The sequence below is a fragment of the Streptomyces xinghaiensis S187 genome (genome assembly GCF_000220705.2).
Classification (GTDB): Bacteria; Actinomycetota; Actinomycetes; order Streptomycetales; family Streptomycetaceae; genus Streptomyces; species Streptomyces xinghaiensis.
The window spans coordinates 2,349,763-2,372,199 of the sequence record NZ_CP023202.1 but is presented as its reverse complement, the minus strand read 5'-3'; the positions used below and the strand labels follow the sequence as shown (position 1 = coordinate 2,372,199).

General features: G+C 74.1%; 18 protein-coding genes. 10 read left to right on the top strand and 8 right to left on the bottom strand.

The features are described from left to right. Positions 1-126 precede the first annotated feature (126 nt). Positions 127-885 (bottom strand): M50 family metallopeptidase, encoded by a 759-nt coding sequence (locus SXIN_RS09940; protein ID WP_019710131.1) that lies wholly within the window; start codon positions 883-885, stop codon positions 127-129. 61 nt (positions 886-946) lie between these two features. On the opposite strand from SXIN_RS09940, the gene SXIN_RS09935 reads away from it, so the two are divergent. The 9 genes from SXIN_RS09935 (at position 947) to SXIN_RS09895 (ending at position 9,959) form a co-directional block, all read left to right on the top strand. Then, a complete protein-coding gene (locus tag SXIN_RS09935; RefSeq protein WP_039822392.1) occupies positions 947-1,765 on the top strand; it encodes an SOS response-associated peptidase in 819 nt (272 codons plus the stop codon). A gap of 33 nt (positions 1,766-1,798) precedes the next feature. After that, positions 1,799-2,518: an alpha/beta hydrolase family protein gene (locus SXIN_RS09930; protein WP_095756878.1), complete on the top strand. Its 720-nt coding sequence runs from the start codon at positions 1,799-1,801 to the stop codon at positions 2,516-2,518. Between the two features lie 333 nt (positions 2,519-2,851). Next, positions 2,852-3,535, top strand: coding sequence for a sigma-70 family RNA polymerase sigma factor (locus tag SXIN_RS09925; protein WP_019710128.1), 684 nt, complete (start codon positions 2,852-2,854; stop codon positions 3,533-3,535). Next, positions 3,532-3,915 carry a mycothiol system anti-sigma-R factor gene (rsrA, locus tag SXIN_RS09920; RefSeq protein WP_019710127.1) on the top strand — a complete coding sequence of 128 codons (384 nt, stop codon included), beginning with the start codon at positions 3,532-3,534 and terminating at the stop codon, positions 3,913-3,915. The genes SXIN_RS09925 and rsrA overlap by 4 nt, the downstream gene beginning before the upstream one ends. Positions 3,916-4,065: 150 nt before the next feature. Further along, entirely contained in the window at positions 4,066-5,550 is a 1,485-nt protein-coding gene (locus tag SXIN_RS09915) for an HD-GYP domain-containing protein (RefSeq protein WP_095756877.1), read from the top strand. Next, the gene (locus SXIN_RS09910; protein ID WP_238153721.1) at positions 5,547-6,905 is read left to right on the top strand and encodes an HD-GYP domain-containing protein; all 1,359 of its coding nucleotides are present in this window, start codon (positions 5,547-5,549) and stop codon (positions 6,903-6,905) included. The genes SXIN_RS09915 and SXIN_RS09910 overlap by 4 nt, the downstream gene beginning before the upstream one ends. 356 nt (positions 6,906-7,261) lie before the next feature. Next, on the top strand, positions 7,262-8,251 hold the full coding sequence (locus SXIN_RS09905) for a tetratricopeptide repeat protein (RefSeq protein WP_095756876.1): 990 nt from the start codon (positions 7,262-7,264) through the stop codon (positions 8,249-8,251). Positions 8,252-8,324: 73 nt separating this feature from the next. Next, entirely contained in the window at positions 8,325-9,005 is a 681-nt protein-coding gene (def, locus tag SXIN_RS09900; protein WP_019710125.1) for a peptide deformylase, read from the top strand. A gap of 216 nt (positions 9,006-9,221) precedes the next feature. Next, the gene (locus tag SXIN_RS09895; RefSeq protein WP_019710124.1) at positions 9,222-9,959 is read left to right on the top strand and encodes a D-Ala-D-Ala carboxypeptidase family metallohydrolase; all 738 of its coding nucleotides are present in this window, start codon (positions 9,222-9,224) and stop codon (positions 9,957-9,959) included. A gap of 147 nt (positions 9,960-10,106) precedes the next feature. Here the strand turns inward: SXIN_RS09895 and SXIN_RS09890 are convergent, their stop codons facing one another. The 7 genes from SXIN_RS09890 to SXIN_RS09860 form a co-directional block, all read right to left on the bottom strand. Next, the gene (locus SXIN_RS09890; protein ID WP_157916271.1) at positions 10,107-12,293 is read right to left on the bottom strand and encodes a M48 family metalloprotease; all 2,187 of its coding nucleotides are present in this window, start codon (positions 12,291-12,293) and stop codon (positions 10,107-10,109) included. A gap of 101 nt (positions 12,294-12,394) precedes the next feature. After that, positions 12,395-13,024, bottom strand: coding sequence for a hypothetical protein (locus tag SXIN_RS09885; protein WP_019710121.1), 630 nt, complete (start codon positions 13,022-13,024; stop codon positions 12,395-12,397). A 518-nt stretch (positions 13,025-13,542) separates the two neighbouring features. Next, positions 13,543-14,499, bottom strand: coding sequence for a ribonucleotide-diphosphate reductase subunit beta (locus tag SXIN_RS09880; RefSeq protein ID WP_420341084.1), 957 nt, complete (start codon positions 14,497-14,499; stop codon positions 13,543-13,545). Positions 14,500-14,615: 116 nt separating this feature from the next. Then, positions 14,616-17,111 carry a ribonucleoside-diphosphate reductase subunit alpha gene (locus tag SXIN_RS09875; protein WP_095756874.1) on the bottom strand — a complete coding sequence of 832 codons (2,496 nt, stop codon included), beginning with the start codon at positions 17,109-17,111 and terminating at the stop codon, positions 14,616-14,618. 512 nt (positions 17,112-17,623) lie between these two features. Then, positions 17,624-17,824 carry a YbdD/YjiX family protein gene (locus SXIN_RS09870; RefSeq protein WP_019710120.1) on the bottom strand — a complete coding sequence of 67 codons (201 nt, stop codon included), beginning with the start codon at positions 17,822-17,824 and terminating at the stop codon, positions 17,624-17,626. Beyond that, positions 17,821-20,028 carry a carbon starvation CstA family protein gene (locus SXIN_RS09865; protein ID WP_192883574.1) on the bottom strand — a complete coding sequence of 736 codons (2,208 nt, stop codon included), beginning with the start codon at positions 20,026-20,028 and terminating at the stop codon, positions 17,821-17,823. The genes SXIN_RS09870 and SXIN_RS09865 overlap by 4 nt, the downstream gene beginning before the upstream one ends. A gap of 235 nt (positions 20,029-20,263) precedes the next feature. Further along, positions 20,264-21,034: a GntR family transcriptional regulator gene (locus SXIN_RS09860; protein WP_019710118.1), complete on the bottom strand. Its 771-nt coding sequence runs from the start codon at positions 21,032-21,034 to the stop codon at positions 20,264-20,266. Positions 21,035-21,354: 320 nt separating this feature from the next. Here SXIN_RS09860 and SXIN_RS09855 point away from each other — a divergent pair, with 320 nt between their 5' ends. Next, complete coding sequence (locus tag SXIN_RS09855; RefSeq protein WP_019710117.1) at positions 21,355-22,431, top strand: SIS domain-containing protein; 1,077 nt, start codon at positions 21,355-21,357, stop codon at positions 22,429-22,431. The last annotated feature ends 6 nt before the right edge of the window (positions 22,432-22,437 follow it).

Genomic DNA, 22,437 nt, shown 5'->3' with positions numbered 1-22,437 from the left:
GAAAGGTGTCAGGGGGATCATGGATCGTCCGGCCGTTTCCCGGCCGTCCGGCGCGGGTCCCCCGCCGGTCCGCCGCGGTCTCCCGCCCGGGTCCCGCCCGGGCCCGGTGGCCGGTCCGTACCCCGGTCACAGTCCCAGCAGCCAGCGCCCGCCGCCGGTCAGCGAGCAGAGGGTGACGGTGTGGAAGAGGAACAGCCACACCGCCGCCGGCGCGTGCGTCAGCCGCGCGAGCTGGTCCGCGTCCGAGTCCGGTGCCCCGCCCGCCGCCGTACCGCCGGTGCCGAACGGCAGCCCCCGCCTGCCGTACCGGCGCCGCTTGGCCTGGAGCTCGAAGACCGGCCGTACCCCGCCGAGCAGCAGGAACCACACGACGCCGTAGGCGAAGACCGCCTGGACGTCCGGACCCGTCAGCCAGGAGACGCAGAAGAAGAGGGCACCGGTGACCAGGACGGTCAGCACCCCGTAGGCGTTGCGGATCATCACCAGCATCACGGCGAGCAGCCCCGTCGCGCCCCAGAGCAGCGCGGTGATGTGCCCGGCCGCCAGCAGCCAGGCGCCGCCGAGCCCCAGCAGGGAGGGCGCGGTGTAGCCCGCGGCGGCGGTGAGGATCATGCCGGCGCCGGTGGGCTTCCCCCGGGAGACCGTCAGCCCGGAGGTGTCCGAGTGGAGCCGGATGCCGTCGAGCCGGCGGCCCGTGAGCAGCGCGACCAGCCCGTGGCCGCCCTCGTGGGCGATGGTCACGGCGTTCCGCGCGACCTGCCAGACCGGCCGCCACAGCACGGCGGCCAGCGCGACGGCCGCCGTCGCGAGCACCAGCCAGGAGGCCGGGTCGGGCTGGGAGCCGGTGACGCGATCCCACAGATCGCCGGGGCTGGTTATGTCCATCGGGCAGCGGTCCCTCGGTGTGCTTGCGGTGATGTCGGTGCGTCGTGGCAGTCTGGCACTCATGTGCGGCCGATACGCAGCAAGCCGGAACCCGGCGGAACTCGTGGACACCTTCGGGGTGGCGAAGTGGGACCCGTCGGAGACCCTCGCGCCCGACTACAACATCGCCCCGACCAAGACCGTCTACGCGGTCCTGGAGCGCCCGGACAAGGAGGCGGAGGCCCCCGACCCCGTCCGGCAGCTGCGGACGCTGCGCTGGGGGCTCGTCCCGTCCTGGGCGAAGAGCCCGGAGGGTGCCGCGAGGATGATCAACGCCCGCGCGGAGACGGTCCACGAGAAGCCCGCCTACCGCCGCGCCTTCACCTCCCGGCGCTGCCTGGTCCCGGCCGACGGCTACTACGAGTGGACGACCGGGGCCGCCGAGCGGGAGCTGGAGGAGAAGGGCCGCAAGAAGCGGCCGCGCAAGCAGCCGTACTTCGTGACCCCCGTGGACGGCTCCGTGATGGCGATGGCCGGACTGTACGAGTTCTGGCGGGACCGCACGCTGCCCGACGACCACCCCCGGGCTTGGTGGGTGACGTGCACGGTGCTCACCACCGAGGCCGAGACCACCCCGCTCCCGGGGGCCCGCGGCGGGAGCGGGCCCCGGGCGCTGGCCGACATCCATCCCCGGATGCCGCTCGCGCTGCCCGCCGAACGCTGGGACGCCTGGCTGGACCCGCGCACCACCGACCCGGACCGGCTGCGTGAACTGCTGGCCCCGCCCCCGCCCGGCACCGTCCGGGCCTTCCCGGTGCCGACCGAGGTCAGCAACGTCCGCAACAACGGCCCGGAGCTGCTGAAGGAGCTCGACGCGCCCGAGGAGGAGACCCTCTTCTGACGCGGGAGCGGGCCGGCCGGGGAGGATGGCGGCATGGCAGCAGACACCCCGGCCGGGACCCCGGCCACGGCAGCCGGCGGACAGCGGGCCGGCACCACCCGGACCACCGGTATCACGACCGTCCCCACCCCCGCCGGTGACGCCCGCGTCACCTGGCACCCGGCTCCCGACCCCCGGCTGGTCCTCGCGCTCGGGCACGGCGCCGGCGGCGGCATCGAGGCGCGCGACCTGCGGGCCCTGGCCGCCGCACTGCCCGCCCGCGGCATCACCGTGGCGCTGGTCGAACAGCCCTGGCGGGTGGCCGGCAAGAAGCTCGCCCCCGCCCCGAAGACCCTCGACGCCGCCTGGACCGCGCTCCGGCCCGCGCTGGCCGCACCCGGCCAGCCGGTCGTCGCGGGCGGACGCAGCGCGGGGGCGCGCGTCGCCTGCCGTACGGCGCGGACGCTCGGGGCCCGCGCCGTACTGGCGCTGGCCTTCCCGCTGCACCCGCCCGGCCGGCCGGAGAAGTCCCGTGCGGAGGAGCTGACCGGAGCCGGGGTGCCGGTGCTCGTCGTCCAGGGGGCCAGGGACCCGTTCGGCCGCCCGGAGGAGTTCCCGCCCGGGACGGAGATCGCCGTGGTGCCCGGCGGCGACCACGGCTTCGCGGTGCCGAAGAAGGCGGAGGTCCCCCAGGAACGGGCCCTCGGCCTCCTCGCGGAGGCCGTCGCCGGCTGGCTCGACCGGCTGCCGGAGGGCCCGCCGGCGACGGTGTAGGGGCGCGCGGGGGAGGCCGGTCGTGCCGCTGGGGAAGACCCCGCGCCACCCGGGAAGGCGGCCGCGCCGCCGGGAGGACGGACCGGGAATGCGGCGCGGGAGTCCCGTGTTCTGGAGGAGGTCCGCACCGACCGGCCGCCCGCCGGTCACCGCCTCAGCGAGGGAGTCCTCTCCATGGGTTCGACGCAGTGCCCCGCGCGCCCGCAGACCGGCACAGCCACGTGGTCGCGCATCACGCTGCCCGCACCCTCCGGAGCCGCGGCAGGAGGGCATCGTCGTCTATCCTCCGATTCGAGCGGGTCCGCATCCGGATCCGCCACGTCGCTGGAGGAGGTGGGTCCGGTCACCGGGACCGACGCAGGGGCCGAAGACGGCCGCGCCGAGGACAGTCGTACGGCCGAGACGGCGGAGGAGCGCAACGCCCGCTTCGAACGGGACGCCCTTCAGTTCCTCGACCAGATGTACTCCGCCGCGCTGCGCATGACCCGCAACCCGGCGGACGCCGAGGATCTCGTGCAGGAGACCTACGCCAAGGCGTACGGCTCCTTCCACCAGTTCCGCGAGGGCACCAACCTCAAGGCGTGGCTGTACCGCATTCTCACCAACACCTTCATCAACTCGTACCGGAAGAAGCAGCGCGAACCCCAGCGCAGCGCCGCCGAGGAGATCGAGGACTGGCAGCTCGCCCGCGCCGAGTCGCACATGTCCACCGGTCTGCGCTCCGCCGAGTCGCAGGCGCTCGACCGGCTGCCCGACTCGGACGTGAAGTCGGCCCTCCAGGCCATCCCCGAGGAGTTCCGCATCGCGGTCTATCTCGCGGATGTCGAGGGGTTTGCGTACAAGGAGATCGCGGACATCATGGGGACACCCATAGGAACCGTGATGTCGCGGCTCCACCGCGGCCGCCGCCAGCTGCGCGGCCTGCTGGAGGACTACGCCCGTGAGCGCGGGCTCGTCCCCGCCGGTGCAGGTGCTGCGCCGGGCGAGTCGCACGATTCGAAAGGCTCGGGCTCATGAGCTGCGGCAACCCGCACGAGATCGACTGCTCGGAGATTCTCGACCACCTGTACGAGTTTCTCGACCAGGAAATGCCGGCCGGGGACCGCGCCAAGTTCGAGACGCACATCGACGAGTGCTCGCCGTGCCTGGAGAAGTACGGCCTGGAGCAGGCCGTGAAGAAGCTCGTCAAGCGCTGTTGCGGCCATGACGACGTGCCCACCGACCTCCGCTCGAAGGTCATGGGCCGGATCGAGCTGGTCCGCTCCGGTCAGGCCGTCCCGGAGAAGCCGGTGATGGAACGCCGGCCCGCCGAGCGCGATCCCGGGTCCTGCGGCACGGCCGAGGACTCCCGGGAGACGGACTCCTCCGCGGCCGCCGCCCGCGCCGATTCGGCCTGACGGACTCCGATTCACCCGAAGGGACGAATCGGGGTCTCCCGGGCCCCCGCGATCCGCCGAACCCCCTGCCTCCCGGCGTCCGCCGTCCTATCCTCACCGGTCTGACGCGCCCACGGAGCCGTGGGCGCGGGACCGGCGGGAGGACGCTCCATGCGAGTGGTGCCACGGGGGGCGCGCGCGTATCTGTTCTGCGTCACGCTCGCCGCCGCGGTGTCCGCCGCCCCCGCGCTGCTCCCCGGGGCCCGCACCCCGTGGGCGGCCGTGGCCCTGCTCGCCGCCCTCTACGCCCTCTGCGGCGGGCTCGCCCGGCTCCCCCTTCCCGGCTTCCCGCCGTTCCTCGGCGCCACCGGGCACGCGGCCGCGCCGGGCGGTGGCCGTGTGCGGACGGGCCTTCCGTCCGCCGCGGGGAGCTTCGCGCCGATCCTGCTGGCCGGAGCGTTTCTGCTGCCGCCCGCCGCCGCGGCCCTCGTCCCCGTGCCCGGCGCGCTCGCCGGCCGGGTGGAGCGGCGGCCGGTGCGGCTCCGCCGCCTCTGGAACGCCGTACGGCTCTCCCTCGCCACCTGCGCCGCGGCCCACGTCCACGCGCGGGCCGCCGGCGACGCGGCCGGCGGGCCCCTCGGCGCCGGTGACGTCCCCGGTGCCCTGCTTCCCGCGGCCGCCGGCGCCGGCGCCTACTGCCTGGTGCTCGCCCTGCTGGACTGGGGCATCCTCGTCACGGCCGAGGGACTGCCGGCCCGCGACGCCTCCCGCGGCCTGCCGCGCACCCTGCCGCCCCATCTCCTGCACGGCCCGGCCGGGCTGCTCGCCGCGGCCCTGTGGCACAGCCCGTACGGCCCCGTCACGGCGGCGGCCGCGCTGCTGCCGATGTCGCTCTCCGGCTGGGTGCTCGCCCGGTACCACCACGAGCACACCGCCCACCAGGCCACCATCCGCGCCCTCGTCCAGGCCGTCGGCATCAAGGACCGCTACACCCGCGGCCACAGCGAGCGGGTCGGCCGCGCCTCCGTCCTGATCGCGCGCGAACTCGGCCTGGCCGGTGACCGGCTGGAGGCCCTGCGCTTCGCCGGCGTGCTGCACGACATCGGCAAGATCGGCGTCCCCACCCGCCTGCTGCGCAAGGACGGGCCGCTGACGCCCGAGGAGCGCCGCCTCATCCAGCTCCATCCCGAGTACGGGGACGAGATGGTGCGGGGCATCGCCTTCCTGGAGGAGGCGCGCGCCGCCATCCTCCACCACCACGAGCGGCTGGACGGGCGCGGCTATCCGTACGGGCTGAGCGGCGACGGGATCCCCGAATCGGCGCGGGTCGTCGCGGTCGCCGACGCCTTCGACGCCATGACCTCCACCCGCTCCTACCGGCGGGCCCGGCCGGTCGGCGAGGCCGTCGCGGAACTCCGCCGCTGCGCCGGGTCCCAGTTCGACCCGCGCATGGTGCGGGCGCTCTGCCGGGCGCTGGAACGGCACGGCTGGCATCCGGCGGCCGCGGTGCACACCGAGGCGCGGCCGGGACGCGGAGGGGGCCTGCCCCCGTCGCGCACGGCCGCGTCCGGCGGCCGGACGGAGGCGCGGGAGGCGCCGGGCGCGGGGGAGCGGCGGGGACCGGGCCGCGGCCCGCACGGAGGTGTCGCCCGGTGAGCCCCGGCGGAGCGGCCGCGGAGCTCCGGGCGGCGCGCCCGGATGCCGGGGCCGTTCTCCTTCTGGCGGCGGCCGCGCTGCTGGCGGCCGGGGCGCTCGGCCGGACACTCGCCCAGGGCGTCACGGGCCCGCGCACCGCGCTCGCGTTCGGTGCGCTGATCGCCGTCGGGGAGCTCCTCCGCTGCGGACCGGACCGGCGCGGTCCCGCGCCGCTGGCCGCCGCCGGCGCGGTGGGGTACGCGTTCCTGGGCCCGGCGGCCGGGGACCCCGGTGGCCCGGACGGCCCCGGGGTGCTCCAGACCGTCGCGGTCGTCCTCATGGCCGGGCTGGCCGGTCCGGCCGGTGCGGTGCTGTCCGCCCGTGCCGGCGACGGCGGCCGGGGCGGGCGGGCCGCCGTGGACGCCCGGGCCGCCAAGGCCGTCGAGCAGGCCCGGGCCGCCGTGGACGCCCGGCACGCCCGGGACCGGCTGGGCCGCCGGGTGCTGACCGCCGGGTTCGCCGCCTGCTGCGTGCAGCCGCTGTCCCACCCGGAGGCACTGCCCGTCTGGACCGGCGGCGGGCCGGGCCGGGCGCTGTACCTGCTGCTCGCCGCGGTCCTCACCGCGCAGTGCGACACCGCGCTCCGTGCCGTGTTCGCCCGCTCCCGGCGTGAAAGCCCTTCCGGGACGCGGTTCCCCGGGGAACCGCGGGCGCGGGCGGCCCCCGCGGCGGCGGTCTGCGGCACCGGCGCCCTGCTGGCCCCGGCCGTGGACGTCGCCGGCCTGTGGGCGCTGCCAGCCTTCTGCCTGCCGCTGCTGCCGGCTCTGTACGCCTACCGCCGCTATGAGGACGTCCGGGCCACCTGCCGCCAGACCATCGCCTCCCTCGCCCGTGCCACCGAGATCGCCGGCTGTGTCCCCGCGGGCCACGCCCACCGGGTCGCCGCGCTCAGCCGGGACGTCGGACGCGAACTGGGGCTGTCCGGGCCCGAGCTGGACGTCGTCGAGTACGCGGCGTTGCTGCACGACGTCGGCCGGCTCTCCCTCCCGGACCCCGCGCCCGGCGGGGCGGGGGAGCTCCCGGCCGAGGACCGCCGCCGGATCGCCCGGCTCGGCGGCGCGGTCGTCCGGCAGACCGGGGTGCCGCCCGAGGTGGCCGTGGTCGTCGAGCGGCAGGCGGACCCGTGCCCGGAGCAGCCGCTGCCCACCCGCATCATCCGGGCCGTCGACGCCTACGACGATCTGACGGACGGCGCCGGCCGTCCCGCCGGCGCCGAGGCGCTGGACCGGCTCCGGCGGGATGACGGGGAGGAGTACGAACCCCGGGTCGTCGACGCGCTCGCCAGGGTGCTCTCCCGCGGCGGTGCCGGGCCCTGACGGCCGGAGGGCCGGGCCCCGTCGGACCGGGGCGGCGGAACGCCGGAGCGGCGGGGCTGCGGAGAGCCCGGGCGGCGGAGCCGCGGAGCGCCGAGGAGGGGCGGGAGCGGGGTGAACGGGGCCGTGGCGCGGGTACCCCGGCGGACATGGTTGGATGCGGCCCAGAGGGATTCGGAGGCCGTCCGCGCGGCAAAGAGCTGTGGTGGGCGCCGATATCCGGGCTGAGGCGACGGCCGAAGTGTGGCAGGTTGTCCTCAGGGAGGAAGACGCGTCCCCGGTGCTTCGCGCACCGCATCCGGCCCCGGGCCGGCTGGAGCAGGGCAGAAGGACACGGAGCGAACCGGCAGGCGGGAATCGTGAAGATCTTCGGCAAGGTACGGAACCGGCCCTCCGCCTCCTGGCGGCAGGCGACCGACCGCGCTTTCACGCTGATCGGCGACGGCCGGTACGAGGACGCGGGAGCGCTGCTGACGCGCGCCGCGGACATGGAGCCCTGGATCTCCGAGTCCTGGTTCAACCTGGCGCTGCTGCACAAGTTCCGGCACGACTGGGAGCAGGCGCGCACGGCCGGCCTGCGTGCCGTCGCCCTGCTGGACCGGGACGCCGGCGCCCCGGACTGGTGGAACGTCGGCATCGCCGCCACCGCCCTGCAGGACTGGCCGCTGGCCCGCCGCGCCTGGCAGGCGTACGGACTCCGGGTCCGCGGCGACCAGGGCGCGGACGCCCCCGCCGGCGAGCCGGTGGGCATGGAGCTGGGCAGCGCCGCCGTACGGCTGTCGCCGGAGGGCGAGGCCGAGGTCGTGTGGGGCCGCCGGCTGGACCCCGCGCGGATCGAGGTGCTGAGCATCCCGCTGCCGTCCTCCGGACGCCGCTGGGGCGAGGTCGTCCTGCACGACGGCGTCCCGCGCGGTGAGCGGCTGACCGCGGCCGGGCCGTCGTACCCCGTCTTCGACGAGATCGAGCTGTGGGCGCCGTCCCCGGTGCCCACCTGGGTCGTGCTGCTGGAGGCGGCGGCCGAGGCCGACCGGGACGCCCTGGAGCGGCTGGCCGCTGACGCCGGGTTCGCCGCCGAGGACTGGTCCTCCTCGGTGCGGCTGCTCTGCCGCACCTGCTCCGAGAGCCGGATGCCGAGCGCCGAGGGCGACGGGGAGCATCTGGACCCGCACGACCACAGCGTCCCGGGTCACCCGGGCCCGCTGGGCCACCGCACCGCGGGTGACCGCTGGGTCGCGGAGCGCGAGTGCGGCATAGCCGCGCCTCCCGGACTGGTCCGCGGCCTCCTCGACGGCTGGGTCGCCGACAGCCCGGACACCCGCGCCTGGCGGGATCTCGAAGAGGTCTGCTGAACGGCCCTCCCCGGTGCCCGTACCCTGTACGGGCAGCACCACGAGGGTTCTTCAGGGAAGGCGTACGGCGGACATGGCCCAGCAGGACAGCGCACGGCAGGCGGCGGAGGGGACACCGGCCGCGGAGGCTCCGGAGCCCGCGGAGTCCGGGGAGGGCCTGGAGTTCTCCGACGACACGGCCGACGCCGAGGAGCGGGAGCGGGCGCACCGCGAGCGGGGCACGGCCCGCCCGATCACCGTGGTGGGCAATCCGGTGCTGCACCGCCGGTGCCAGGACGTCACCGAGTTCGACGACAAGCTCGCGCAGCTGATCGACGACATGTTCGCCAGCCAGCGCGCGGCGGAGGGCGTCGGCCTGGCGGCCAATCAGATCGGCGTGGATCTGCGGGTGTTCGTCTACGACTGCCCGGACGACGACGGCGTGCGCCACGTCGGCGCCATCTGCAACCCGGTCATCGAGGAACTGCCGGCCGAGCGCCGGGTGCTGGACGAGTCCAACGAGGGCTGTCTGTCCGTCCCGACCGCCTACGCCCCGCTGGCGCGCCCGGACTACGCGGTCTGCCGCGGCCAGGACGCCGAGGGCAAGCCGATCGTGGTCCGCGGCACCGGCTACTTCGCGCGCTGCCTCCAGCACGAGACGGACCACCTCGACGGCTATCTCTACATCGACCGGCTGTCGAAGCGTGACCGCAAGGACGCCCTGCGGCAGATGGCCGAGGGCACACCGCGCTACGAGACGGTGCCGAACGACTGACCACGGCGGTGCGGCGGCCGGCCGCCGTCTCCCCCGTCCCTTCCCCTCCGGTGACTCCCGGGAATTTTCCGGGGGTTGAGGGACCCCGCGTTCGCCGAGGCGGCGGAGTCGTTACGACGATTCCGCCGCTTTCTGTTCGACTTCCGTACGGTTGACGCGCGTCGACCGTACCGTCAGTCTCTTCCGTACCGAATCCCCCACTCGTTGGAGGCACTTGTGATCAGACGTGTCGCACGGCTCTTGGTCGCCTTTGTCATGGTCATGACCGGTCTGACCGCCGGGGCGCTCGCCACGGCCGGGACCGCGCAGGCCGACAGCTGTTACACCTGGTCCCGCACCCTCTCCCAGGGCGCCTCGGGCGCCGACGTCAGCCAGCTGCAGATCCGCGTCGCCGGCTACCCCGGCACCGGCGGCGTCCTGGCCATCGACGGCTCGTACGGACCGGCGACCGCGGCCGCGGTCAAGCGCTTCCAGGCCGCGTACGGGCTGGCCGCGGACGGCGTCGCCGGCCCCGCGACGTTCAGCAAGATCTACGCGCTGCAGGACAACGACTGCACGCCGGCCCACTTCTCGTACAGCGAGCTCAACCAGTGCAACAGCACCTGGGCCGGCGGCGCGGTCAGCGCCGCCACCGCCAAGTCCAACGCGCTGCGCACCATGTGGAAGCTGGAAGCGCTGCGGCACGCGCTCGGCGACCAGCCGATCCGGGTGACCAGCGGCTTCCGCTCCACCGCCTGCAACAACGCCGCCGGCGGCTCCGCCACCAGCCGCCACCTCTACGGTGACGCGGCCGACCTGGGCGTCTCCCCGCACTCCCTGTGCACCCTGGCCAAGGCCGCCCGCAACCACGGCTTCCGGGAGATCCTCGGCCCGGGCTACCAGGGGCACGACGACCACACCCACCTCGCCCACCGGTCCAACCGGTTCTGGTCCGCGTCGAGGTGCGGTATCTGACGCGCTCCTCCCCGCCCCGGCGGGACCGGCGCCGGCCGCTCCGTCCGCTCCCGCGGGCGGAGCGGCCCGTGTCGGGGCCGGGCGGCCCGGCCCGGGTCACCGGGTGCCCGTCGCCGGTGAACTCCCGCCGCCGGGCACCGCGGTGGTTCAGCCGTCGTCCAGCGCGTTCAGATAGGCGAAGGCCAGCTCCGGGGACCGCTGCACGACGGCGGTGAGCGACGCGGCGATCACCAGGGACAGGGCCGGGGCCACCCGGAGCGCGACGGTGCGCCGCACCGGTCCGTGGCGGGCGCTCAGGGACGCCAGCGGCAGCCCCACGGTGAGCAGGATCACGGCGAGCAGGGACAGCGGCCTGATCGCCAGGGTGTGCAAGGCGCCCCAGGGCTGTGGCCAGGTGGTGAGGTACCGGCCCCACACGGCCAGGGACACCAGGAGGGAGGCCGCCGGTGCCGCGGCGACGGCCGTGGCCAGCCCGGTGGAACCGGTCAGCAGGACGAGCGTCACGAGACAGGCCACACCTGCCGAGGAGATCACCCACAGGTCGAGGAGACCGTCGGCCGGGCCGTAGCCTCCGGCCCGCTCGGCCGGCGGAACGGTCCAGCGCGCGGCGATCGCGCCGACAGCGGCCCCGAGGGCCGCCGGGACAACTGCGACCGGGAGGAAGGCGGCGCCCACGCCGCGGTCCGGCGCCGCCGGAGCGCCCCCGGGGCCGCCGCGGACGCTCCAGCGCCAGGCCAGGAACGCCACGACCGCCAGCGCGGCGGCGATCACGGTCTCGCGGCCGGTGAACATCGCGGCAGCGATGTACCCGTTCCACCAGACCGTCCAGCCGCCGCCCGCCGGTGAACTGCCGAAGATGTGAAAGGACAAGGCGGTGTCCTGCCCTGCCCAGAACGCCCCGGTGAACAGGGCCAGGTTGACCGCAGTGGCCACCAGCCGGTCCCGGCGCGTCATGCGGCCCGCCGTGCGCCCGCCGGACCGGAGCCGCGCCAGGACGAGGCTGCACCCCGCCGCACCGGCGACGGCCACCGGCACGGTCACCAGGGTGCTCCACAGGCCGAACGGTCCCGGCGTCCGGATGAGCCCGGTGGCCCACAGCTGCGCCAGCAGCCCGAGCAGGAGCCCGGCCGGCAGGGCAAGGAGCAGCCGGCGGGTTCCCGGCGGCCGGCCGGGAGCCCGGCCGGCCAGGACCCCCGTCCACAGCGGTACTCCCCAGGCCACGGCCAGGGCGAGCCCGGCCGGCACCGCGGCCGTGTGCAACTGGTCTCCCCACGGGAGCAGGCGATGGGGCCCCTGCGGCAACGCGGCTTCGAGTGCGGGGAGGAACATGCCCACCAGCAGACCGACCGCAGCCGTCCCCGTGACCGAACTGCGCAGGACGAGGTCGGGGCGGCGTACGGCGGCCAGTCTCCGTGCGGGGGCCGGGTGCAGGGCGAAGGGACGGTGCCACCACCGTCCGGAGGAGTCCGCCCGGTCGGTGAGCAGGGCCTGCAGGCCCCCGGTCGGCCGGCCGTGGACCGACCGGAGATCCGCCTCGTACTCGCGGCGTCGCAGCAGAGCGGCCGCGACCACGGCGGCCGTGCCCAGGAGCAGCACGGCCCGCAGCCCGTAGTCGAGATAGAAGGGCAGGGTGAACATCTTCCACAGCAGCCCGGGCAGGATGGCCGGCAGTGAGGAGAGCGACGGTGCGCCGTCGGTGGACGGCAGCGCGCTGACCAGTACATGGAGAAGCGGGACCATCAGCACGGTGAGCACCGCCCAGCGGACGCCGCGCGTCAGCCAGGCCAGGGTGATGTCTCCGGCGGCGACATGCGCCGTCTCGTGCCGTATGAGGGCCGTGCGCTGCTCGGGCGGCAGTCCCGCGGCCCCCGGCGGCAGGACGATCCGGGCCCGGCCGTGGTGGGCGTAGGCGAACGCCTCCCGCAACCGCAGCCCGCCGCGCAGGACTTCCGGTGCCCGCCGGAGCCCCAGCTCACGCGCGGCCTCGGCGGCCGGCTCGCTCCAGCCGGGCGGTGCGGGGACGAGCGGTCCGGCGCGGCGGGCGAGCAGCAGGGGCAGCAGCCGCATCAGGAGCAGACCGAGCGCGAGCGTCACCGCGGCGCCCGCCACCACGAAGACGTCCATCTCCCGCTGTACGTCGGCCGTGCATTCCTGCAGGCGTGCGAGCGCGGCCGCGGAACGCCGGGGGTCGGCCTGCGGCCCTGCCGGGGCCTCCCGTTCGTACACGGCCGAGCACTGCTCCAAGGCCCGCGCGGGGGCGCTGCCCCGGAGACCGACGAAGAGCACGCGGCCCGCGTATCCGCCGGCCAGCAGCAGGACGAGCAGCAGGAGCACGTACCGTCCCCGGCCGGGGGAGGGGTAGGAGGTGGAGTCCCACCGGGCTTCCGGAGACTCTCCCGGCTCCGCTTCCCGGCCGGGCGCCTCCGCCGGGGCGCTCACCCGGAGCTGCCGGCCGTGCCGGCACCGCTGTCGTCCGGGTCGCTCTCTCCTCTGCCGCCGTCGCGACCGCCGCTTCGCGGGGTGTCCTCAGGACGGCTGTCGCCTGCGTCGCCGGTGCCGCTGTGGCCGCCCAACGCCTCCATGACGGCGTTCACATACCGTTCGGCAGTGACCTGGGGGACCCCCAGGTCCGCCGCCCCGGCTTCGAGCAGCGCCCGGACCTCGCGCCACTCCTCGGCGCCGAGTCCTGGCCCGCCGTCCTCCGGCCCGGAGCCCGTCCGGCCCTCCGTGGTGCCGCGGCCGCGACGGCGCAGCAGCGGCATCAGCCGCTCCCGGGTGACGCGGCTCAGCCCGTTGACGGTCTGCTCCGCCACCTTGGCCGCCACGGCCGAGACCAGCAGCGATACCAGCCAGAGCACTTGGGGTGATCCCAGAGCCAGGTCCACCCCCATGCCCACGGGGGGCCGCAGGGCGCCGCCCCGGGCGGCCTTCCTCGGGTTCTTCCGGTACGCGGTGAGGATGTCACCGAAGAACTCCCGCTCCTCCGGACAGGCCCGGCTCGACGCTTCCCGGCCGATGGCCGCGACGGCGGCCCACTCCTGCGGGCTGTGCTCGGGCTGCGGCAAGCGGGACCGTCTCCCGCCCGGACTCCACCACCCGCCGGCACCGCCACGTCGCGGCCATCGCATCTCCCGTGCTCCTCTCCGCCCCGGTTGCCTGCCCCGCTCCGGCCGCGACCGCCGCCTGCGCGGCGGGGCACCGTCCGGAGCGGCCGCTCCCCGGAACGGCGACCGGCAGAGGCGTCGGGGGAGCAGGGAGGGCGAGCATAGAACCGCAGGTCGTTCCTACCGGCCGGTTCGCACAGCAGAAGGCGGGGACTGACTGGATGTTGTCGAACGTGACCGGTTGCGCCGGGGTTCGGAGGACCTGTTCTCCCTCATGTGGTCGGACCGTCGGCGCGGCCACGGGCGCGGCCCCCGGGGCGGCCGTCGTGTCCGTCGGCCTCAAGGCATCCCGTTCCACCGGCGGAGCTGCCGTGGTGAGGACGTCCCGGAGGGACGGACCTCTTCCGCGGCAGCTCCGCTCTTCCGCCTGCCCGCGGCCCTGACCGACAGGCCCCGCACGCGGCGGAAGGGCGCCGGGCCTAGAAGTCGTCGTCGAAGGAGACGGACCCCTCCACCGCGACCTGGTAGGCCGACGGCCGGCGCTCGAAGAAGTTGGTCAGCTCCTGCACCCCCTGCAGCTCCATGAAGGAGAACGGGTTCCGCGCCCCGTAGCGCACCGGCAGCCCGAGCCGGCGGAGCCGCTGGTCGGCGACGCACCGCAGATACTCGCGCATCGAATCGGTGTTCATGCCCGGCAGCCCCTCCCCGCAGAGATCACGGGCGAACTGCAGTTCCGCCTCGACCGCCTCCTCCAGCATCGCCGTGACCCGGCCGGCCAGTTCCTCGTCGAAGAGGTCCGGCTCCTCCTCGCGGACGGTGTCCACGACCGAGAAGGCGAAGTCCATGTGCAGGGACTCGTCTCGGAACACCCAGTTGGTGCCGGTCGCCAGCCCGTGCAGCAGTCCGCGGGAGCGGAACCAGTAGACGTAGGCGAAGGCCCCGTAGAAGAACAGCCCTTCGATGCAGGCGGCGAAGCAGATCAGGTTGAGCAGGAAGCGCCGCCGGTCGTCCCTGCTCTCCAGCCGGTCCAGCTTCTCCACCGAGTCCATCCACCGGAAGCAGAACTCGGCCTTCTCGCGGATCGAGGGGATGTTCTCCACGGCGGCGAAGGCGGCGGCGCGGTCGTCGTGGTCGGGGAGGTAGGTGTCCAGCAGCGTCAGATAGAACTGGACGTGCACCGCCTCCTCGAACAGCTGACGGGAGAGGTAGAGCCGCGCCTCGGGGGAGTTGATGTGCCGGTAGAGCGTGAGGACGAGATTGTTGGCGACGATCGAGTCCCCGGTGGCGAAGAAGGCGACGAGCCGCCCGATGAGATGGCGCTCGCCGGGGGAGAGCCGGGCCAGGTCCGCCACGTCGGAGTGGAGATCGACCTCCTCCACGGTCCAGGTGTTCCGGATCGCGTCGCGGTAGCGCTCGTAGAAGCCCGGATAGCGCATCGGGCGCAGGGTCAGCTCGAAGCCCGGGTCGAGCAGGTTCCGGGCGGCCGGTGCCGCTCCGGTGCCGGACGGGGCCGCGGGTGCCGCGGCGGTGGTGGCCGGTGTCGCTTCGGTGGTCACTGGCAGGCCTCGCAGGAGTCGGGGTTCTCCAGGGAGCAGGCGGCCGCGTCCCCGCCGGCCGTCCGCTCCGCCGGAGCGGGAACGGAAACGGCGGCGGGGCCGGGGCGGTGCGCCGGGACGGGGACGGGTGCGGGTGCGGGGTCCGGCGGTGCGGCCGCCGCGTCGGCGGAACCGGCGGCCCGCGCGATCCGGGTGGCCGGGCGCGACCGCAGGTAGTAGGTGGTCTTGAGGCCCTTCCTCCAGGCGTAGGCGTACATCGAGCTGAGCTTGCCGATGGTCGGCGAGGCCATGAAGAGATTGAGCGACTGGCTCTGGTCCAGATACGGCGTGCGGGCCGCGGCCATGTCGATCAGCGCCCGCTGCGGCAGTTCCCAGGCGGTGCGGTAGCGGTCCCGCAGCCCGGCCGGGAGCCGGTCCAGCCCCTGGACGGAGCCGTTGCCGTCGCGAAGCGCCTCGCGGGTCCGCGCGTCCCAGCGGCCGAGCTCCTTGAGCTCCTCCACCAGATAGGTGTTGACCTGCAGGAACTCACCCGAGAGGGTCTCGCGCTTGAAGAGGTTCGACACCTGCGGCTCGACGCACTCGTACACCCCGGCGATGGAGGCGATCGTCGCGGTCGGGGCGATGGCGAGCAGCAGGGAGTTGCGCAGCCCCGTGGTGGCGATCCGGGCCCGCAGCGCCTCCCACCGCTCCGGCCACCGGGGCCGGACGCCGTAGTGGTCGGGGTGGAGCACGCCGCGCGAGGCGCGGGTGGAGGACCAGGCCGGGTGCGGACCGTGCCGTCCGGCGAGATCGCAGGAGGCCTCGTACGCCGCGAGCATGATCCGCTCGGAGATCTCGGTGGAGAGCCGGGCCGCCGCGGGGGAGTCGAAGGGCAGCCGCAGCCGGAAGAAGACGTCCTGCAGCCCCATCACCCCGAGTCCGACCGGGCGCCAGCGCCGGTTGGAGGCGGCGGCCTGCGGGGTGGGGTAGAAGTTGATGTCCACGACCCGGTCGAGGAAGGCCACGGCGGTGCGGACGGTGGCGTCCAGCCGCTCCCAGTCCATCGCCTCCGCCACCGCGGCCTCACCGGTACCGGCGTCCGCCGCGACATGGGCCGCGAGGTTGACCGACCCGAGGTTGCAGACGGCGGTCTCCCCGTCGTCCGTGACCTCCAGGATCTCGGTGCAGAGATTCGAGGAGTGGACGACCTTGCCGGGCTCGGCGGTCTGGTTCGCGGTCCGGTTGGCGGCGTCCTTGAACGTCATCCAGCCGTTGCCGGTCTGTGCGAGCGTGCGCATCATCCGGGCGTACAACTGCCGCGCGGGCAGCCGCCGGACGGCGAGCCCGGCCTCCTCGGCCCGGCGGTAGGCCGCGTCGAACTCGGCGCCCCACAGGTCCGGCAGCGCGGGCACGTCGGAGGGGGAGAAGAGCGACCACTCGGCGTCGGCCTCGACCCGGCGCATGAACTCGTCCGGGATCCAGTTGGCCAGGTTGAGGTTGTGCGTGCGGCGGGCCTCCTCGCCGGTGTTGTCCCGCAGCTCCAGGAACTCCTCGATGTCGGCGTGCCAGGGCTCCAGGTAGACGCAGGCCGCGCCCTTCCGCCGGCCGCCCTGGTTGACGGCGGCGACGGAGGAGTCGAGCGTGCGCAGGAACGGGACGATCCCGCCGGAGTGGCCGTTGGTGCCGCGGATCAGGGCGCCCCGGGAGCGGATCCGGCTGAACGGCAGGCCGATGCCGCCCGCGTGCTTGGAGAGCCGGGCGACCTGGTGGTAGCGCTCGTAGAGGGAGTCCAGTTCGTCGAGCGGGGAGTCCAGCAGATAGCAGGAGGACATCTGCGGGTGCCGGGTGCCGGAGTTGAAGAGGGTGGGGGAGCTGGGGAGGTAGTCCAGCCGGCTCATCAGCCGGTAGAGCGAGGCGACCTCGTCCACGGCCGCGGGCGAGTCGTCCGCGGCCAGCCCGCAGGCCACCCGGAGCAGGAAGTACTGCGGGGTCTCGACGACCTGACGGCTCACCGGATGCCGCAGCAGGTAGCGGCCGTACAGGGTCCGCAGCCCGAAGTAGCCGAAGCGGTCGTCGGCGCCGTCGGCGAGCGACGTCTCCACCAGGGTGTCCAGCCGCGCCGCGTGCTCGCGTACGAAGGCGGCGGTGCGGTCGGCGATCAGGCCCTCCCGGTGGCCAACCGCGATCGAGTCCGGGAACGAGACCGCGCCCCGGCCGGCCGCCTCGTCCGCGATGGCACGGCTGAGGAGCCGGGCCGCCAGCCGCGAGTACACCGGGTCCTCGGAGATCAGCCCGGCCGCGGCCTCCGTGGCGAGCTCGCGCAACGCGGCCTCGTCCGCGCCGGGTTCGCGGCCGCGCAGCGCGGCGGCGGCCACCCGGCCCGGGTCGGCGGCGGGCAGATCGGCCGTCAGCCCGGTGAGGAGGCGCAGCAGCGCGGTACCGGGGGCTTCCCGGCCGGCGGTCGCTGTGCCCCCGCTGTCGGCTGACACGGGATCGGCGGGCGCGATGGTCACGGAGAACTCTCCCTCGCTCGGCGGGGCCGCGGGACGGAGCGCGGGGCGTGCGCGGTCACCGTCCGCCCGGACGGGCAGGGGACCGCGCGACGTCCACCGGCCCAATCCCCGGAGCCCGGACGGAATCGACGCCGGCTCGGTCGAGCCGGACGTGGCCGACGGCAGGCGCTCGGACTCGAAGGCAGGCGAAAGCCGCCTTCACACCGTTGCGGGACAGTTCAGGATTCGCACCGGATTCCCCTGGCGCGTCAGCGAGCATGAGCATACATCTTGTGTCGCTTTCCGCGAGCGGCACTAGATGTTGTGTATCCCGGCGCACGGGGGCGCTTTGCAGGGGAACACGTCCGGGGCCGCCCCCAGAGTGCGTGGGGAGCGGGAACCGGCCCGCCTGGAAGGGCGGGTGTTCCCATTCGGGATCCCGGAAAAGTCCTCCGCGCCCCGGGCACGCCGATGGCCCCGGCGCGGGGCCGGGGCCATCGGGTCGTTCGGGCGGTTCCGCCGGAGCAGGGGCGTCAGCAGCAGCGGAAGCCCTCGCGGGGGTCGGCCTCGCGGCCGTCCACGCGCTGCTTCTCGAACTCGCGGCGGCTCAGCACCTCCGCGTCCGGATCGCACTTCCGTGCGTGGGCGACGTACCGGTCGTAGGTGGCCTCCCCGGTCGCCTCCCGCCAGAGGAAGCGGATCCTGGCGGCCTTCTCCCTGAGCGCGGGGCTCACGAGGAGTTCCCCGTGCCGGTGCTCTCCTTGCCGTCCGCGCCGGCGCCGGCCGCGACGAGTTCGGCCTTCTCCTCCTTGGTGGGCCACAGGGCGGCCGGGGCCACGAGCTTCGACTCCACGTAGGGCACCTCCTCCAGCTTGGCCTGCGCGGGATTGCGGATCGCCTTGACGCATACCCGCCCGGCGTCGACGAGTACCACGACGACCAGCAGGAGGAAGAGGACGGAGAGGACGCCGTCCACCGTCGCGTTGGTGACGACGGTGTGCATGTCGCCCATGTCCTTGGCGGGCGGCAGCACCTTGCCGTCCTCGATGGCGTCCTGGTAGACGGAGCGCTGTGTGAAGAAGCCGATCTTCGGGTCACCCGAGAAGATCTTCTGCCAGCTCGCCGTGAAGGTCACCACGACGTCCCAGGCCAGCGGGACACCGGTGACCCAGGCCCACTTGAGCCGTCCGGACTTGATGAGCAGCGTGGTGGCGACGGCCAGCGCGACGGCCGCCAGCAGCTGGTTGGCGATACCGAACAGCGGGAAGAGCTGGTAGATGCCGCCCAGCGGGTCGTGGACGCCGACCCAGAGGAAGTAGCCCCAGAGGCCGACGACGACCGCGCTCGCGATCCAGGCACCCGGCTTCCAGCTGACGTCCCGGAAGGGCTTGTAGACGTTGCCGAGCATGTCCTGGAGCATGAACCGGCCGACGCGGGTACCGGCGTCCACCGTGGTGAGGATGAACAACGCCTCGAACATGATGGCGAAGTGGTACCAGAAGGCTTTCATCCCGGCGCCGCCGAAGACCGAGGAGAAGATCTCCGCCATACCGACGGCCAGCGTCGGGGCGCCACCGGTCCGCGACAGCAGGGAGTCCTCCTCCACCGCCGCGGCGGCCGCAGCCAGATCGCTGGGCGAGATGGTGTAGCCGAGGTTCGCGACGGCCTCGGAGGCGGACTGCACGGAGTCGCCGATCAGGCCGGCCGGGGAGTTCATCGCGAAGTAGAGGCCGGGGTCGATGATGGACGCGGCCACCAGGGCCATGATCGCGACGAAGGACTCCATCAGCATGGAGCCGTAGCCGATCATGCGGACCTGGGTCTCCTTCTGGATCATCTTCGGGGTGGTGCCCGAGGAGACCAGGGCGTGGAAGCCGGAGAGCGCGCCGCAGGCGATGGTGATGAAGACGAACGGGAAGAGCGAGCCGGCGAAGACCGGTCCGGCGCCCGAGCTCGCGAACTCGGTGACCGCGGGCATCTTCAGGGTCGGCAGGGCGAACGCCACCCCGAGGGCCAGCAGGACGATCGTGCCGATCTTCATGAAGGTGGACAGGTAGTCACGCGGGGCCAGCAGCATCCACACCGGCAGCACCGAGGCGAAGAAGCCGTAGACCACGAGCCAGATCACCAGGGTGCCGGGCTGCAGGGTGAAGGTCTCCGCCCAGGAGGACTCGGCGACCCAGCTGCCGGAGATGATCGCGAGCAGCAGCAGCGCCACACCGATGACCGACACCTCGGTCACCCGGCCCGGGCGCAGCACCCGCAGGTAGAAGCCCATGAAGAAGGCGATCGGGATCGTCATCGCGATGGAGAAGGTGCCCCACGGCGAGTGCGCCAGGGCGTTGACGACGACGAGCGCCAGCACCGCCAGCAAGATGATCATGATGGCGAAGATGGCGATCAGCGCCGCGGCGCCGCCGAACGGGCCGATCTCCTCCCGGGCCATCTGCCCCAGCGACTTGCCGTCCCGGCGCATGGAGAAGAACAGCGTCACCATGTCCTGGACCGCGCCGGCGAAGATCACGCCGACGATGATCCAGATGGTGCCGGGGAGGTAGCCCATCTGCGCGGCCAGCACGGGGCCCACCAGCGGGCCGGCTCCGGCGATGGCGGCGAAGTGGTGGCCGAGCAGCACGCGCCGGTCGGTGGGGTGGAAGTCGACACCGTTGTCCAGCCGCTCCGCCGGGGTGGCCCGGGTCTTGTCGGCCTTCAGGACGCGGTTGGCGATGAACCGGGAGTAGAAGCGGTAGGCGATGGCATAGGAACCGAGAGCGGCGGCGACCATCCAGGCGGCCGACACCTCCTCGCCGCGCGAGAGGGCGAGGACGGCCCAGCCTGCCGCGCCGACGAGGGCCACAGCGGCCCAGACCGCGATCGATCCGGGGGTCATCCCGCGTTTCGCGGTGGTGGGCGGGGCTGCGGATGCTGACTCTGGCATGGGAGCGTCTCCGTTTTTTCCGGGAAGGATCTCCTGCGTAACGCGCAGGGAAATCTAGGGCAGCGCGCGGCCGGTGGTCACTACGCCTGCATACCGGTACGGACACATTGTGGAAACCATAGTTCGGCAGGCGGAATGGGTCGTTACTCTCCGCCCCGCCGTTCCCGGCCCGGCGACAGCCGGTGCCGGCCTGGCCGCCCGCGAAGCCCCCGGAACCCGCGGCCCCCCGGCCGTCTCAGCTCTTGGGGCGCTGGAGACGGGCGACGAACTTGTAACGGTCGCCCCGGTACACCGAGCGGACCCACTCCACCGGCGCCCCCTTCGCGTCGAAGGAGTGCCGGGAGAGCATCAGCATCGGCAGCCCGACGTCCGTCCCCAGCAGGCCGGCCTCGCGCGGGCTGGCGAGCGAGGTCTCGATCGTCTCCTCGGCCTCGGCCGGGCGCACTCCGTAGACCTCGGCCAGCGCGGTGTAGAGGGAGGTGTACTTCACCAGGCTGCGGCGGAGCGCGGGGAAGCGCTTGGCCGACAGATGCGTGGTCTCGATGGCCATCGGCTCACCGCTGGCCAGCCGGAGCCGTTCGATCCGCAGTACCCGGTCGCCGGTGGCGATGTCGAGCAGCCCGGCGAGCCGGTCGTCGGCGGTGACGTAGCCGATGTCGAGCAGCTGCGAGGCGGGCTCCAGCCCCTGGGCCCGCATGTCCTCGGTGTAGGAGGTGAGTTGGAGGGCCTGGGAGACCTTGGGCTTGGCGACGAAGGTGCCCTTGCCCTGGATGCGCTCCAGCCGGCCCTCCACGACGAGCTCCTGGAGCGCCTGGCGCACCGTGGTGCGCGAGGTGTCGAACTCGGTGGCGAGCGTGCGCTCCGGGGGGACCGGGCTGCCCGGGGGCAGGGTCTCGGTCATCTCCAGCAAGTGGCGCTTGAGCCGGTAGTACTTGGGCACCCGAGCGGGACGCCCGGTGCCCGCCGTGCCGCCCGGGCCGTTCTCGGCACCCCCGTCGGTCTCCATCGTCAGCCTTCCCGACTCCTGGCCTGCTGCCGTCACCGGCTCCTCCGTACGTAGGGCTCACATCGTGGCACGGTCCGGCGTTCACGGTGCGCTGCCCCTGTGCGGCCGGAAGGTGCCGGGCCCCGTCACCGGGGACCGACAGCCCTCCTTATACACCTCCGGGATCTCCGCGGCGCTCCGGTCCGGACGGCGGGACACGGGCGTATTGGTCTAAACCAAATGAGGGTACCCTGATCGCGTCCGGCCCCGCGCCGGAGCGGCCGCCGCGGAGCACCGCGGCCGGCCCTCCGGTGGCCCCAGAGCTACGGGAGGCACCCCGCATGTCCGCCAAGCAGCCGATCCGGTACCCCGAGCAGCCGGGCCGCATCATGGCCGGTGAGATCGATGAACAGCCCGCCGTGCTGGCCCGGATCCTCGGCGAGGACGAGGGCGCGGCCGCAATCCGCGAGACCGCCCGCCGGGTCGCCGCCCGCCGGCCGCGCTTCGCGCTGCTGACCGCCCGCGGCACCTCCGACAACGCCGCCCTCTACGCCAAGTACCTGCTGGAGATCCGCCGGGGCATGCCCTGCGGTCTCACCTCGATGTCCACGACCACCGCCTACGGGGCCCGCCCCGACCTCACGGACGTGCTGGTCATCGCCGTCAGCCAGTCGGGCGGCTCACCCGATCTGGTGGCCTCAACGGAAGCCGCCCGCGCGGGCGGCGCGGTCACCGTGGCGGTGACCAACAACCCCTCCTCCCCCCTCGCCGCGGTGGCGGAGTTCCACATCGACATCCTCGCGGGCGCCGAGAAGGCCCTGCCGGCGACGAAGACCTACACCGCCGAACTGCTGGCGCTCTACCTCTTCACCGAGGGCCTGGCCGGCGGGGACGGCGCGGCGGCCGCGGTGCTGCCGGAGCTGGCCCGGCAGATCCTGGACCGCGCGGCCGAGGTGCGGACACTGGCCGGCCGCTACCGCTTCGCGGAGCGCATGGTGCTCACCTCCCGCGGCTACGGCTATCCGACCGCCAAGGAGGCCGCCCTCAAGCTCATGGAGACCAGCTACATCCCCGCGCTCTCCTACTCCGGCGCGGATCTGCTGCACGGGCCGCTCGCCATGGTCGACAACGTCTCGCCGGTGATCGCCATCGTGCCGGAGGGCCGGGGCGGCGAGGCGCTGCGGCCGGTGCTGGACCGGCTCCGGGACCGGGGCGCCGACCTCGTCGTCATTGGCGGCGGCGAGCAGGTGAAGGCGGCCTCCGCGGGCTTCGCCCTGCCGACCGCCGGCGTCGCCGAGGAGGTGCAGCCGGTGCTGGAGATCCTGCCGCTGCAGATGCTCGCCCGCGAGGTGACGCTCGCCCGGGGCCAGGACCCGGACGCGCCGCGCGCCCTGGCGAAGGTGACCGAGACCCGCTGACGGAGC

What these genes read in the sequence shown, in the direction of transcription:
- SXIN_RS09940 (WP_019710131.1), bottom strand. Translation starts at nt 885, where the DNA reads ATGGACATAACCAGCCCCGGCGATCTGTGGGATCGCGTCACCGGCTCC.
- def (WP_019710125.1), top strand. Translation starts at nt 8,325, where the DNA reads ATGGCCCAGCAGGACAGCGCACGGCAGGCGGCGGAGGGGACACCGGCC.
- SXIN_RS09930 (WP_095756878.1), top strand. Translation starts at nt 1,799, where the DNA reads ATGGCAGCAGACACCCCGGCCGGGACCCCGGCCACGGCAGCCGGCGGA.
- SXIN_RS09865 (WP_192883574.1), bottom strand. Translation starts at nt 20,028, where the DNA reads ATGCCAGAGTCAGCATCCGCAGCCCCGCCCACCACCGCGAAACGCGGG.
- SXIN_RS09880 (WP_420341084.1), bottom strand. Translation starts at nt 14,499, where the DNA reads ATGCGCTATCCGGGCTTCTACGAGCGCTACCGCGACGCGATCCGGAAC.
- SXIN_RS09860 (WP_019710118.1), bottom strand. Translation starts at nt 21,034, where the DNA reads ATGGAGACCGACGGGGGTGCCGAGAACGGCCCGGGCGGCACGGCGGGC.
- rsrA (WP_019710127.1), top strand. Translation starts at nt 3,532, where the DNA reads ATGAGCTGCGGCAACCCGCACGAGATCGACTGCTCGGAGATTCTCGAC.
- SXIN_RS09855 (WP_019710117.1), top strand. Translation starts at nt 21,355, where the DNA reads ATGTCCGCCAAGCAGCCGATCCGGTACCCCGAGCAGCCGGGCCGCATC.
- SXIN_RS09915 (WP_095756877.1), top strand. Translation starts at nt 4,066, where the DNA reads ATGCGAGTGGTGCCACGGGGGGCGCGCGCGTATCTGTTCTGCGTCACG.
- SXIN_RS09935 (WP_039822392.1), top strand. Translation starts at nt 947, where the DNA reads ATGTGCGGCCGATACGCAGCAAGCCGGAACCCGGCGGAACTCGTGGAC.